Source organism: Streptomyces sp. CA-146814, assembly GCF_050942385.1.
In the GTDB taxonomy this organism is placed as follows: Bacteria; Actinomycetota; Actinomycetes; order Streptomycetales; family Streptomycetaceae; genus Streptomyces.
In genome coordinates, this window is sequence record NZ_CP192068.1 from 4937090 (window position 1) to 4951251 (window position 14162).

Annotated in this window: 10 protein-coding genes; 8 read left to right on the forward strand and 2 right to left on the reverse strand. The window is 73.0% G+C overall.

From position 1 onward, the window contains the following. Positions 1-130: 130 nt before the first annotated feature. From ACQP09_RS22235 to sucD, 5 genes are all read left to right on the forward strand, one after another. Positions 131-1276: an ATP-binding protein gene (locus ACQP09_RS22235; protein ID WP_433402203.1), complete on the forward strand. Its 1146-nt coding sequence runs from the start codon at positions 131-133 to the stop codon at positions 1274-1276. Further along, on the forward strand, positions 1273-3774 hold the full coding sequence (locus ACQP09_RS22240; RefSeq protein WP_433402205.1) for a DUF5682 family protein: 2502 nt from the start codon (positions 1273-1275) through the stop codon (positions 3772-3774). Before ACQP09_RS22235 ends, ACQP09_RS22240 begins: the two co-directional genes overlap by 4 nt. Continuing rightward, positions 3771-5045 (forward strand): VWA domain-containing protein, encoded by a 1275-nt coding sequence (locus tag ACQP09_RS22245; RefSeq protein ID WP_433402207.1) that lies wholly within the window; start codon positions 3771-3773, stop codon positions 5043-5045. The genes ACQP09_RS22240 and ACQP09_RS22245 overlap by 4 nt, the downstream gene beginning before the upstream one ends. Positions 5046-5309: 264 nt before the next feature. Continuing rightward, on the forward strand, positions 5310-6491 hold the full coding sequence (gene sucC, locus ACQP09_RS22250) for an ADP-forming succinate--CoA ligase subunit beta (RefSeq protein WP_161266163.1): 1182 nt from the start codon (positions 5310-5312) through the stop codon (positions 6489-6491). Between the two features lie 19 nt (positions 6492-6510). Further along, on the forward strand, positions 6511-7395 hold the full coding sequence (gene sucD / locus ACQP09_RS22255) for a succinate--CoA ligase subunit alpha (protein WP_018510498.1): 885 nt from the start codon (positions 6511-6513) through the stop codon (positions 7393-7395). Positions 7396-7482: 87 nt separating this feature from the next. Here sucD and ACQP09_RS22260 read toward each other — a convergent pair whose 3' ends face one another. Further along, positions 7483-8838, reverse strand: a complete 1356-nt coding sequence (locus ACQP09_RS22260) for a helix-turn-helix domain-containing protein (protein ID WP_433402209.1) — start codon at positions 8836-8838, stop codon at positions 7483-7485. 126 nt (positions 8839-8964) lie between these two features. On the opposite strand from ACQP09_RS22260, the gene ACQP09_RS22265 reads away from it, so the two are divergent. Next, on the forward strand, positions 8965-10635 hold the full coding sequence (locus tag ACQP09_RS22265; protein WP_433406708.1) for a cell division protein PerM: 1671 nt from the start codon (positions 8965-8967) through the stop codon (positions 10633-10635). Here the strand turns inward: ACQP09_RS22265 and ACQP09_RS22270 are convergent. Next, a complete protein-coding gene (locus ACQP09_RS22270) occupies positions 10625-11536 on the reverse strand; it encodes a hypothetical protein (protein ID WP_433402211.1) in 912 nt (303 codons plus the stop codon). The two genes, ACQP09_RS22265 and ACQP09_RS22270, sit on opposite strands and share 11 nt — an antisense overlap. Before the next feature lie 261 nt (positions 11537-11797). Here ACQP09_RS22270 and purN point away from each other — a divergent pair, with 261 nt between their 5' ends. Together purN and purH are read left to right on the forward strand one after the other, a co-directional pair. Continuing rightward, entirely contained in the window at positions 11798-12454 is a 657-nt protein-coding gene (purN, locus tag ACQP09_RS22275; RefSeq protein ID WP_433402213.1) for a phosphoribosylglycinamide formyltransferase, read from the forward strand. Beyond that, a complete protein-coding gene (purH, locus tag ACQP09_RS22280; protein WP_433402215.1) occupies positions 12441-13994 on the forward strand; it encodes a bifunctional phosphoribosylaminoimidazolecarboxamide formyltransferase/IMP cyclohydrolase in 1554 nt (517 codons plus the stop codon). The genes purN and purH overlap by 14 nt, the downstream gene beginning before the upstream one ends. The last annotated feature ends 168 nt before the right edge of the window (positions 13995-14162 follow it).

The window sequence follows — 14162 nt, forward strand, 5'->3', positions numbered from 1 at the left end:
GTCCTGGCCACGGGGTCCTGGCCACCGGTCAGGACCCTGAAGTCCCAGCTCAGGGCCCGTTGTCAGTGGCATGGTGCACGGTGGAACCACATCAGGTCGACCGATCAGTCGACGATCTGGAGGGGGATCCATGACCGTGCCCGAAACCACCACCGCGACCACCGCGCAGGGAGGGGCGTCCGGCGAGACGTCCGGCGCCGAGGCCCTGCGCCCGCACGCCGAGGACGCGTTCGCCGACGAGCTGAAGGCGCTCGCCGCCGCCGACGACCGGCCCAGGCCCGCCCGTTGGCGCCTCTCCCCGTGGGCCGTCGCCACCTATCTGCAAGGCGGGACGCTGCCCGACGGAACGGTGATCACACCCAAGTACGTGGGCCCGCGCCGCCTGATCGAGGTGGCCGTGACGACCCTGGCCACCGACCGCGCGCTGCTCCTGCTCGGCGTCCCCGGCACCGCCAAGACCTGGGTCTCCGAGCACCTGGCCGCCGCCGTCAGCGGCGACTCCACGCTCCTCGTGCAGGGCACCGCCGGCACCCCGGAGGAAGCCGTCCGCTACGGGTGGAACTACGCCCAGCTGCTCGCCCACGGCCCCAGCCGCGACGCGCTGGTGCCCAGCCCGCTCATGCGGGCCATGTCCGACGGCATGACCGCCCGTGTCGAGGAGCTGACCCGCATCCCCGCCGATGTGCAGGACTCGCTCATCACGATCCTCTCCGAGAAGACCCTGCCCATCCCGGAGCTCGGCCAGGAGGTCCAGGCCGTCCGCGGCTTCAACGTCATCGCCACGGCCAACGACCGCGACCGCGGCGTCAACGAGCTTTCCAGCGCGCTGCGCCGCCGCTTCAACACCGTCGTCCTGCCGCTGCCCGCGACGCCCGACGCCGAGGTCGACATCGTCTCCCGGCGCGTCGACCAGATCGGCCGCTCGCTCGACCTGCCCGCCGCCCCGGAGGGGCTCGCCGAGATCCGGCGCGTGGTGACGGTCTTCCGGGAGCTGCGCGACGGCGTCACCACCGACGGCCGCACCAAGCTCAAGTCGCCCTCGGGCACGCTCTCCACGGCCGAGGCGATCTCCGTCGTCACCAACGGCCTCGCTCTCGCCGCCCACTTCGGCGACGGCATCCTGCGCCCCGGCGATGTCGCGGCGGGCATCCTCGGCGCGGTCGTCCGGGACCCGGCCGCGGACCGCGTGGTCTGGCAGGAGTACCTGGAGACCGTGGTGCGCGAGCGGGACGGCTGGAAGGACTTCTACCGCGCCTGCCGCGAGGTCTCCGTATGACCGGCACCCAGGCCACCGCCGGAGCCGTGGCCACCGCGTTCGCCGCCGGGCCGCTGCTGCTGGGCGTGCGGCACCACGGGCCCGGCTCCGCCCGCGCGGTCCGTGCCGCGCTCGACGCCGCCCGCCCGGCCGCCGTGCTCATCGAGGGGCCGCCCGAAGGCGACGCGCTGCTGCCGCTCGCCGCGGACCCGCAGATGCGGCCGCCCGTCGCCCTGCTCGCCCATGCCGTGGACGATCCGGGGCGGGCCGCCTCCTGGCCGCTGGCCGAGTTCTCGCCGGAGTGGGTGGCGATCCGCTGGGCCCTCGCCCACGACGTCCCGGTCCGCTTCATCGACCTTCCCGCCACACACTCCCTGGCCCTCAAGGAGCCCCACGGCGAGGAGACCGCACCCGCCCCCGAGGCCCCGGTGGACGAGGAGGTCGCCCCCGCCGTGGATCCGATCCGCGCGCTCGCCGAGACCGCCGGATACGACGACCCCGAGCGCTGGTGGGAGGACGTCGTCGAGCACCGCTCACCGGCCGCCGACGCCACCGCCGACGCCCTCGCGCCGTTCGCCGCGCTCGCGGAGGCCATGACGGCCCTGCGCGAGGCGTACGGGGACGGCGGGCATCCCAGGGACGCCGTGCGCGAGGCGTACATGCGGATCCAACTGCGCACCGCGCGCAAGGAGTTCGGGGACGGCCTCGCCGTCGTCTGCGGCGCCTGGCACGTCCCCGCGCTCGCCGCCCGCACGACCCTCGCCGCCGACCGCGCCCTCCTCAAGGGGCTTCCGAAGGTCAAGGCCGAGATGACCTGGGTGCCGTGGACCCACCGCCGCCTCGCGCGGCACAGCGGTTACGGTGCCGGGATCGACTCACCCGGGTGGTACGGGCACCTCTTCGGCGCCGCCGACCGGCCGATCGAGCGCTGGATGACGAAGGTCGCCGGGCTGCTGCGCGAGGAGGACCGGCCCGTCTCCACCGCCCACGTCATCGAGGCCGTCCGGCTCGCCGAGACGCTCGCCGCGATGCGGGGCCGTCCGCTGGCGGGGCTGAGCGAGACCACCGACGCGGTACGGGCCGTGATGTGCGAGGGCTCCGACGTACCGCTCGCGCTCATCCAGGACCGGCTCGTCGTCGGCGAGACCCTCGGCGAGGTGCCCGACAGCGCCCCGGCGGTCCCGCTCCAACGCGACCTGACCCGCACCCAGCGCACCCTCCGCCTCAAGCCGGAAGCGCTGGAGAAGGAGCTCGGCCTCGACCTGCGCAAGGAGACCGACGCCGCCAGGAGCCGCCTCCTGCACCGGCTGCGCCTCCTCGGCATCGGCTGGGGCGAACCGGCCGCGGGCCGCGGCAGCACCGGCACCTTCCGGGAGAGCTGGCGGCTGCGCTGGGAACCGGAGCTGCACGTCCGGGTCGCGGAGGCCGGGGTGTGGGGCACCACCGTGGAGACCGCCGCCACGGCGAAGGCCGAGTCCCAAGCCCTCGGGGCGACCGCGCTCTCCGAGGTCACCGCGCTCGCCGAGCACTGCCTGCTGGCCGGTCTGACCGAAGCGCTGCCGGTCGTGATGAAGGCCCTCGCCGACCGTGCCGCGCTCGACGCCGACGTCGGCCACCTCGCCGACGCGCTTCCGGCCCTCGCCCGTTCCCTGCGCTACGGGGACGTGCGCTCCACGGACACCGCCGCACTCGCCGAGGTCGCCGCCGGACTCGCCGAGCGGATCTGCGTCGGCCTGCCCCCGGCCTGCACCGGCCTCGACACGGACGGCGCCGAGGCGCTCCGCCGCCAGGTGGACGGCGTGCACACCGCGATCGGCCTGCTCGCGGCAGGCACCGGGCCCGCCGGGACCGACGCCACTCCCGCGGAGGCCGAGACCGACACCACTCGTGCCGAAGCCGAAGCCGAAGCCGAAGCCGAAGCCGAAGCCGAAGCCGAAGCCGCCACGCCCGCCGCCACCCCCGCCCAAGGCCTCCGCGACCGCTGGGCCACCGTTCTGCGCAAGCTCGCCGGACGCGACACCGTCGCCGGGATCATCCGGGGCCGCGCCACCCGGCTGCTGCTCGACGACGGACGGCTCACCGAGGACGAGGCGGCCCGGCTCATGGGCCTGGCCCTCTCGCCCGGCACCCCGCCCACCGACGCGGCGGCCTGGATCGAAGGGTTCGTCGGCGGAGCCTCCGGCGGCGGCATGCTCCTCGTCCACGACGAGCGGCTGCTCGCGTTGGTCGACGGCTGGCTCTCCGGCGTGCCCGCCGACACCTTCACCGACGTACTGCCGCTCCTGCGCCGTACGTTCTCCGCCTTCGAATCAGGCGTACGCCGCACCCTCGGCGAGCTGGTCCGGCGCGGCCCCGTCCCCGAAGGTGCCGGACCCGCCGCCACGGACCACGCCTACCCGGGCTTCGGCCCCGGCCTCGACACCGACCGGGCCGACGCGGTGGAGCAGGTGCTGCACCTGCTCCTGGACCGGACACCCATAACGGCCGTAACACCCGTACCGGAGGAGGCGACCGCATGACCGCACACGCCACCCGGCACACCACACAGGACCATGACCGAACGGGGGAGACGGTGGAGACACGGACCGAGCGCACGCACGCCGCCGACGGCGAGCGGATGCGGCGCTGGCGCATGGTGCTCGGCGGGGACAGCGCGGAGAGCACCGGCTGCACCCTCACCGGCCAGGACGCCGCGATGGACGGCGCGCTCGACGCGCTCTACGGAGGCGGCGGCGGGAAGAAGCCCGGCGGCCGGGGCGGCGGCGGACGTTCGGCCGGGCTCGGCGCGTCGGCGCCCTCCGTCGCCCGCTGGCTCGGCGACATCCGTACGTACTTCCCCAGCTCCGTCGTCCAGGTCATGCAGCGCGACGCGATCGACCGGCTCGGCCTCTCCGCGCTGCTCCTGGAGCCGGAGATGCTGGAGGCCGTCGAGGCGGACGTCCATCTCGTCGGCACCCTGCTCTCGCTCAACAAGGCCATGCCCGAGACGACCAAGGAGACCGCGCGCGCCGTCGTCCGCAAGGTCGTCGACGACCTGGAGAAGCGGCTGGAGAGCCGCACCCGGGCCACGCTCACCGGCGCGCTGGACCGCTCCGCGCGGATCAGCCGTCCGCGCCACCGGGACATCGACTGGGACCGCACCATCCGCGCCAACCTGAAGAACTACCTGACCGTCCCCGGTACGGACGGCGGCCCGGACACCGGCACGGTCGTCCCGGAGCGCCTCATCGGCTACGGCCGCGCGTCGCAGTCCGTGAAGAAGGACGTCATCCTCTGCATCGACCAGTCCGGCTCGATGGCGGCCTCCGTCGTCTACGCCTCGGTCTTCGGCGCGGTCCTCGCCTCCATGCGCACCCTCGCCACCCGCCTCGTCGTCTTCGACACGGCGGTCGTCGACCTCACCGACCAGCTCGACGACCCGGTCGACGTCCTCTTCGGCACCCAGCTCGGCGGCGGCACCGACATCAACCGGGCGCTCGCCTACTGCCAGTCGCAGATCACCCGGCCGGCCGACACCGTGGTCGTCCTGATCAGCGACCTGTACGAAGGCGGCATCCGCGACGAGATGCTGAAGCGGGTCGCGGCGATGAAGGCGTCCGGCGTGCAGTTCGTGACGCTGCTGGCCCTCTCCGACGAGGGAGCACCGGCCTACGACCACGAGCACGCGGCAGCACTCGGCGCGCTGGGCGCCCCCGCGTTCGCCTGTACGCCGGACCTCTTCCCAGACATCATGGCCGCCGCGATCGAGAAGCGGCCCCTGCCCATACCGGACAAGGAGACCGGCGCGTAGACCGCCACGGAACACTCCACGGGCCAGGCCCCGGGACACACCTCGGCAGGAGCCCGTCCGGCACCCTCTGTGACTGTTATCACCGCTCAGGTGTGATCTGCGATTTAGGGTCACACGGAGTGCGGGGATAACCTGCCGGATGGACATGCCGCGTACTCGGACACCGTGTGCGCCTTCCTGGTGACAGAGCAGTCACGTTGCCCTTCGCGGCACTGCCCACGCAGAAGAACGAACCGCGATACCACTGAAAAGGGACGGACGCGCGTGGACCTGTTCGAGTACCAGGCGAGGGACCTCTTCGCCAAGCACGGTGTACCGGTGCTGGCCGGTGAAGTCATCGACACGCCTGAGGCAGCCCGCGAGGCGACCGAGAAGCTGGGCGGCAAGTCTGTCGTCAAGGCGCAGGTGAAGGTCGGCGGCCGCGGCAAGGCCGGTGGCGTCAAGCTCGCCGCCGACGCCGACGAGGCGGTCGCCCGGGCGACCGACATCCTCGGCATGGACATCAAGGGCCACACGGTCCACAAGGTGATGATCGCCGAGCTGTCGCCGGAGATCGAGGCGGAGTACTACGTCTCGTACCTCCTGGACCGCACCAACCGCACCTTCCTGGCCATGGCCTCGGTGCAGGGCGGCATGGACATCGAGGAGGTCGCGGAGAAGACCCCCGAGGCCCTCGCGAAGGTCCCGGTCGACTCCAACTCCGGCGTCGACATCGTCAAGGCCCGCGAGATCGTGGCCCAGGCGAAGTTCCCGGCCGAGGTGGCCGAGAAGGTCGCCGAGGTCCTGGTGACGCTGTGGGACACCTTCGTCGCCGAGGACGCGCTCCTCGTCGAGGTCAACCCGCTGGTGAAGACCAAGGACGGCCGCATCCTGGCGCTGGACGGCAAGGTCTCGCTCGACGAGAACGCCGACTTCCGCCAGCCCGACCACGAGGCTCTCGAGGACAAGGCCGCAGCCAACCCGCTCGAGGCTGCCGCCAAGGCCAAGAACCTCAACTACGTCAAGCTCGACGGCGAGGTCGGCATCATCGGCAACGGTGCCGGTCTGGTCATGTCGACCCTGGACGTCGTCGCGTACGCCGGTGAGAACCACGGCAGCGTGAAGCCCGCCAACTTCCTCGACATCGGTGGCGGCGCCTCCGCCGAGGTCATGGCGAACGGCCTGGAGATCATCCTCGGCGACCCGGACGTCAAGTCCGTCTTCGTCAACGTCTTCGGTGGCATCACCGCCTGCGACGAGGTCGCCAACGGCATCGTGCAGGCGCTCGCGCTGCTCGAGTCCAAGGGCGAGAAGGTCGAGAAGCCGCTGGTCGTGCGTCTCGACGGCAACAACGCGGAGCTGGGTCGCAAGATCCTCTCCGACGCCAACCACCCGCTCGTGCAGCGCGTGGACACCATGGACGGCGCGGCCGACAAGGCCGCCGAGCTCGCCGCGGCTGCGAAGTAAGGACGAGGGACTCCACACCATGGCTATCTTCCTCACCAAGGACAGCAAGGTCATCGTCCAGGGGATGACCGGCGCCACGGGCATGAAGCACACCAAGCTCATGCTGGCCGACGGCACCAACATCGTGGGCGGCGTGAACCCGCGCAAGGCCGGCACCTCCGTCGACTTCGACGGCACCGAGGTCCCGGTCTTCGGCTCCGTCGCCGAGGCGATGGAGAAGACCGGCGCGAACGTGTCCGTCCTCTTCGTCCCGCCGGCGTTCTCCAAGGCCGCCGTCGTCGAGGCGATCGACGCCGAGATCCCGCTCGCGGTCGTCATCACCGAGGGCATCGCCGTTCACGACTCCGCCGCCTTCTGGGCGTACGCGAACGAGAAGGGCAACAAGACCCGGATCATCGGTCCGAACTGCCCGGGTCTCATCACCCCCGGCCAGTCCAACGCCGGCATCATCCCGGGCGACATCACCAAGCCCGGCCGCATCGGTCTCGTGTCCAAGTCCGGCACGCTGACCTACCAGATGATGTACGAGCTCCGTGACATCGGCTTCTCCTCCGCCGTCGGCATCGGTGGCGACCCGGTCATCGGTACGACGCACATCGACGCCCTCGCGGCGTTCGAGGCGGACCCGGAGACCGACCTCATCGTGATGATCGGCGAGATCGGCGGCGACGCCGAGGAGCGTGCCGCCGACTTCATCGCGAAGAACGTCACCAAGCCGGTCGTCGGTTACGTCGCGGGCTTCACCGCCCCCGAGGGCAAGACCATGGGCCACGCGGGCGCCATCGTCTCCGGCTCCTCCGGCACCGCGCAGGCGAAGAAGGAGGCCCTCGAGGCCGCCGGCGTGAAGGTCGGCAAGACGCCGACCGAGACCGCCAAGCTGGCGCGCGAGATCCTCGGCGCCTGAGCCAGGCAGCCGCACCACGCGTGAACGGCGCGGGCCCGCACCCCCGAACCAGGGGTGCGGGCCCGCGCCGTTCGCCGTTCCCGCAGGTCAGGGAATACGCGGCACCAGCCGTTCCGGGCCGTGTGCCAGCTCCTCCTTCAGCGACTTCTGCAGCTTCAGGTCCTGCGGGGTCAGCTTCTGCGGACCACCGCGCGGCGGTACGCCGCCGACCCGTTCGGGCGGTGCGATCGGCTGCTCGTAGTGCGTGGGCGCGGTGTGCAGGGTCAGCGCGGTCGCGCCGATGAGCAGGGCGGCGAAGGCGATCGCGGCCCGCGTCCAGAGCCGCGCCTTGTTCTCGCCGCCGGTGCGGACGGCGCGCGCGGGCGAGGGGGTCGGAACGTGCTCGGCGCGGGCGAGGCCGCCGAGCCGGTCGTGGAGCAGCTCGGACTGTTCGGCGGGCGAGGCGGCGGCCGCCAGTTCGGGGAGCCGCTCGGCGACGGCGGCCCGGGCCACCTCCAGCCGCCCGGCCGCCGCCGGAGTGGACGCCTCCGTCTCGGCCGCGGTCTCCGGCAGGTCCAGGCCGACCCCGTCGTAGAGGAGCAGGGTGCGCCGGTAGGCCGGAGGCAGGTCGAGCAGCGCTTCGAACAGGGCCCGCCGGGCCGGTTCGGTGGGCGGTTCGTCGGGGTGCCGGTGGACGCGGCGGAGCCGGTGCCAGGGCGACATCGCGTACTCGTACGCCGCCGCCCGCACCCAGCCGACCGGATCCCGGTCCACGGCCACCTCGGGCCAGCGGTGCCAGGCCAGTTGGAAGGCCCGCTCGACGGACTCCCGCGCCAGGCTGCGCCGCCCGGTCAGGAGGTAGGTCTGCCGTACGAGGCCGGGCGCGGCGTGCGCGTACAGCGCGTCGAACGCCTCGTCGGGGGAGAGCCGGGGTGTGGCGGGCGGCGGTTCGGGGGGTGGAGGAGGAGTCGCCGGTACGGGAGGTGACGAGGCGTCCGGGGCCGTTGACGCGCTCGTGGGCCCGGGCGTGCTCGGGGGAGTCGGCCCGGGCGCGTTCACGGAGGTCGGCCCGGGCGCGCTCACGGACACAGGCCCATCCGTGAGCACGGACGCAGGCCCATCCGTGCTCACGGAAGCGGGCCCAGGCGTGCTCACGGACGCGTGCTCGGCCGCGATCACGGACGCGGGCTCGGGCCCTCTCACCGGCAGGGGCGCGGGAGGCGACTTCGGCTTCCGCTTCGGCCTCGGCTTCGGGTCCGGCGCGATGAGTTTCGCGTACAGCGCGCGCTTGCGGCCGCGCGGGCTCGTGCGGCCCGTCTCCCAGGAGCGCACGGTGGCGCGCGTGACGCCCACGGCCTCCGCCACCTGCTGCTCGGTCAGCGACTTCGCCTCGCGCAGTCTGCGCCGCTCCTTGGGGGAGGGCAGCGGGTGGGCGGCGGGCTCGTCGGTGGTGCTCCGGGTCATCGACGACCCCCGGCAGCGCTGCACCGGTAGAAAAAGTACATAAACGTATATTGAGCGACACGGCGGCTGTTCGCGCGTTACGCGGGATAAGCGCGTGTCGTTGGGAGCATGGGCGGCGTGACCCAAATGACCGAACGCAGCCCGATGTTGCCGCCCGAACGGACCAGGACCCTCGCCCTGGCCTCCGCCTTTCTGCGGGGCGTGGCCGCCGCCGGTCTGGGTCTCGGTTCCCTGGCCGTGCTGGTGACGGTGGTGTGGATCAGCTCTCCGCACCCGGACAGCGGACCCGGCGGAGCGCTGCGGGTGGCAGCCGCCGTCTGGCTGCTCGCGCACGGCGCCGAACTCGTCCGGCCCGACACCCTCAGCGGCGTACCGGCACCGGTCGGTGTGGTTCCGCTGCTCCTCGTGGCGGGTCCCGTCTGGCTGGCGCACCGGGCGGCGCGCGACGCGGCGGAGCCGGAGGAGGAGGGACGGGCCAGGCCCTCGCAGGCGGGCGCGTTCTGTGCGGTGACCGCCGGATACCTGCTGGTCGTGGCCGGGGCGGCGGCCTATGCGCGCGGCGGGTCGCTGCGGGTCGTGCCGGACACGCTGGCGTTCCCGGTGGCACTGGTGGTGGCCGGTGCGGCGGCGGCCGGGGTGTGGACGGCGGCGGGCCGTCCGTTCGGGCCGCTGCCGTCCTGGTTCCCGCTGGTGCTCCAGGAGGTCGTCGCGCGGACCCTCTTCCGCGACCGGGCCGAGGCCGCGTGCCGGGCGGCGGCGGTCGGCGTCGCGGCGCTGGTCGGCGGGGGCGCGCTGCTGGTGTCGGTGGCGCTGGGGCGGGACGCGGCGGCGGCGCAGGACTCCTTCCTGGCGCTCTCCGGTGACTGGCCGGGCCGGCTGGCGGTGCTGCTGCTCGCCGTGTCGCTGGTGCCGAACGCGGCGCTGTGGGGAGCGGCGTACGGGCTCGGCCCCGGTTTCGCGCTCGGTACGGGCGCCACGGCCACCCCGCTGGGCCTCGCCGGGACGCCGGCCGTACCGCACTTCCCGCTGCTGGCGGCGGTACCGGAGCAGTCCCCGGCCACCTGGCTGAACTGGGCGGCCCTCGCCGTACCGGCCGTGGCCGCGCTCGCCGTCGCCTGGTGCGTCGTACGCCGGGCGGCTCCCGCCGAAGCGCCGCTCGCGCAGGCCTGGGCCCCGCGCGAGACGGTGCTGGTCACGGGGCTCGCGGCGCTCGGGTGCGGAGCCGTCACGGCGCTGCTCATGGCGGTGGCGGGCGGCCCGCTCGGGTCAGGGGCGCTCGCCGCGTTCGGGCCGGTGTGGTGGCTGGCGGGCCCGGCGGCGCTGGTGTGGACGGCCGCCCTCGGCGTACCGGCGGCCCTGCTCCTGCGGCTGTGGCGGCTGCGCGAACCGGGCTGGGCCTGGCGCCGGGACGCGGCCGTACCGGAAGCGGCCGCCGGCGGAGAGAAGGAAGCGACCGGAGAGAAGAAGGCGGCCGGGAAGAAGGAGTCCGGCGAGAAGAAGCCCGGGAAGAAGGCGGCCGAACCTGAGCCCGCGCCGGAGAACGAGGACACGGACGACGACGCGGGCTTTGAACCGTACGACTTCCTGCCGACCGACCCCTGGCACGAGAAAGAGGCGAGGGAGGCCCGGTGGGCCTCCCTCAAGCAGGGCTCCGGCGGCCTGATGGCCGACTTCCCCGCACGCGTCCCGGCCGCCCTGCGCTCCGGTGAGACGCCCGCGAAGCCCACGGACACCGACACGGACGCGGCCCCCGCCGGCGAGAAGTCCGCCGACGGCCGGGGCGGCGCTACTCCTTGACGCCGAAGAGCGGTTCCAGCGGCTTCGGCAGCCGGTCGTTGCAGGCCACCGCGCCGGTCTTGGTCAGCGCGTCGTTCACGCACGTGTAGTAGTCGCGGTAGACCAGCTGCACGGTGTACGTCGTGATCACGATGATCAGGGCCAGCAGCGCGGTCACCAGACCGCTGATGGCCGCCGTGGTCTGAGGCCGACGCTCACCGGTCCGGCCCGAGACGGCCGCCGGTGCGGCACCTCCGTCGCCCACGGCCGGAGCTCCGGCGCCCGTGGCCGCGCCCACCGCCGTACGGTCCGGCGTGGACGGGCTCCTGGGCTCGGCGCGCAGCGAGCTGATCGCCCAGTACACGGAGAGAGCGCCCAGCAGCAGGGCGATCTCCGTGAAGTCGAAGAGCGCGAAGAAGACGGACCAGATACCGCCGAGCAGCGCGTAGCGGGCGCGCCGCTGCACGGGGTCGGTCGGGTCCCAGCGCATCCCGGCCGGGCCGCCGTCGGACCCGCCCTTGCCGCCCGGGCCGTTGGAACCGGAACGGCCGCCGAAGCCGCCGCCGCCTCGGCCCGGCTGCTTGTTGCTCCACTGGCTGCCCCAGGACGGGCGGCCGCCGGAGCCCTCGTCCTCGCCCTTGCCGTCCGATCCGGAGGGGTGGCGCGGCTGCCACGGCTGGTCCGGCCGGCCGGGCGGCGGCGGGGCGAACGGATTGTCGTCGGCGGGCTTCGCGGGCGCGTCCGGCGACGAACCGGAGGAACCGGAGGAACCCGAACCGGAAGAACCGGAAGAACCGGAAGAACCGGAAGGGTCTGAAGCGGAGGAGGAGTCCGGCGAAGAGGACTGGCGCTCCCGCATCAGCAGAGCGGCCCGTGCGGGCGACGGGAGGCGGAAGGCGGTGCGACGGCGTCGGTCCGGCATGTGGTGAACGTCTTCCCCATCTCGTCATGTCCGCCCGGAGGGCGGTTCGTCCGCCCGGTGGACGGCTCGCTGTCCCCTGACGCTACCTCTCGGCCCGGCCCCCGTCCCGTGGGGGCCGCCGGGTGTGCCGGTATCGTTGCTGACGGTCGGCCCGTTCGTAGGGTTCCCCGTATCGGGCGAAGCGATTCTTTCGTACGACCCTACAAAGAGTTCGCCGCACCTGCGTCACCCCGCGGTCATCACGTGAGAAAGGGCCCCGACGTGGCCTCCCCGCCTCCCTCCGCCTCTCCCGCCCGGCTGGTCGTGCTGGTCTCCGGATCCGGCACCAACCTCCAGGCCCTGCTCGACGCCATCGGCGAGGACCCGGCGGCGTACGGGGCGCGGATCGTCGCCGTCGGCGCCGACCGCGACGGGACCGGTGGCGTGGAGCGGGCCGAGAAGGCCGGAATCCCCACGTTCGTGTGCAGGCTCAAGGACCACGCGACGCGTGCGGAGTGGGACGAGGCGCTGACCGCCGCCGTCGCCGAGCACCGCCCGGACCTCGTCGTCTCCGCCGGTTTCATGAAGATCGTGGGCCCCGCGTTCCTCGCCGCCTTCGGCGGAAGGACCGTCAACACCCACCCCGCCCTGCTGCCCAGCTTCCCCGGCGCCCACGGAGTGCGTGACGCACTCGCGTACGGCGTCAAGGTCACGGGCTGCACCGTCCACTTCGTCGACGACGGTGTCGACACCGGTCCGATCATCGCGCAGGGCGTGGTCGAGGTGACCGAGGAGGACACCCCGGAGGGCGAAGCCGCCCTCCACGAACGCATCAAGGAAGTCGAGCGCTCGCTGCTCGTCGAGGCCGTGGGGCGGATCGCCCGTGACGGCCATCGCATTGAGGGACGAAAGGTTCATCTCGGTCATGTCGGTGAATAAGCCCATCCGCCGCGCCCTGGTCAGTGTCTACGACAAGACGGGGCTCGAAGACCTCGCCCGCGGTCTCCACGAGGCGGGCGTCGAACTCGTCTCCACCGGCTCCACCGCCGGGAAGATCGCCGCCGCCGGAGTGCCGGTCACCAAGGTCGAGGAGCTCACCGGCTTCCCCGAGTGCCTGGACGGCCGCGTCAAGACGCTCCACCCGCGCGTCCACGCCGGGATCCTCGCCGACCTGCGCCTGGACGCCCACCGCGAGCAGCTCGCCGAGCTGGGCGTGGAGCCGTTCGACCTGGTGGTCGTGAACCTCTACCCGTTCAAGGAGACCGTCGCGTCCGGCGCCTCCGACGACGAGTGCGTCGAGCAGATCGACATCGGCGGCCCCTCCATGGTCCGCGCCGCCGCCAAGAACCACCCGTCCGTGGCCGTGGTTACCAGCCCGGAGCGGTACGCGGACGTCCTCGCGGCCGTCAAGGCCGGCGGCTTCGACCTCACCGCCCGCAAGCGGCTGGCCGCCGAGGCGTTCCAGCACACCGCCGCGTACGACGTGGCCGTGGCCTCCTGGTTCGTCGACGGCTACGCGCCCGCCGACGACTCGGGCCTCCCCGAGTTCCTGGGCGACGCCCTCACCCGTAAGAGCGTCCTGCGCTACGGCGAGAACCCGCACCAGCCCGCCGCCCTCTACACCTCCGGTACCGGCGGTCTGGCCGAGGCGGAGCAGCTGCACGGCAAGGAGATGTCGTACAACAACTACACGGACACCGACGCCGCGCGCCGGGCCGCGTACGACCACGCCGAGCCGTGCGTCGCGATCATCAAGCACGCCAACCCGTGCGGCATCGCGATCGGTGACGACGTCGCCGAGGCGCACCGCAAGGCGCACGCCTGCGACCCGCTCTCGGCGTTCGGCGGGGTCATCGCGGTCAACCGCCCGGTGACGGTCGAGCTGGCCGAGCAGGTCGCGGAGATCTTCACCGAGGTCATCGTCGCCCCGGCCTACGAGGACGGCGCCGTCGAGGTGCTGGCCCGCAAGAAGAACATCCGCGTGCTCCGCGCCCCCGAGGCCCCGGCCGCCACGACCGAGGTCAAGCCGATCGACGGCGGCGCGCTCCTCCAGGTCACCGACCGCCTCCAGGCCGACGGCGACGACCCGGCCAACTGGACGCTCGCCACCGGCGACGCGCTCTCCGAGGCCGAGCTGAAGGAGCTGGCCTTCGCCTGGAAGGCGTGCCGCGCGGTCAAGTCCAACGCGATCCTGCTCGCCAAGGACGGCGCCTCGGTCGGCGTCGGCATGGGCCAGGTCAACCGGGTCGACTCCGCGAAGCTCGCCGTCGAGCGGGCGGGCGAGGAGCGGGCGGCCGGCGCGTACGCCGCGTCCGACGCCTTCTTCCCGTTCCCCGACGGGCTGGAGATCCTCACCGCCGCAGGTATCAAGGCGGTCGCCCAGCCCGGCGGCTCGGTCCGCGACGAGCTGGTGGTCGAGGCCGCGGAGAAGGCCGGCGTCACGATGTACTTCACCGGGACGCGCCACTTCTTCCACTGATAGCGAGCAGGACACGAGGCCGCGTTCCGGTGCACCGGGACGCGGCCTCCGTCATGACCGCCCGTGTCCGGCGTACGGAATCTCCTCGCCGCTCTGTTCTAATGAACGGCCGTATCCGATGAGCAGCGGCCGTATCCGAAGACCGGCAGGAATCCCTAGCGGGGGCAG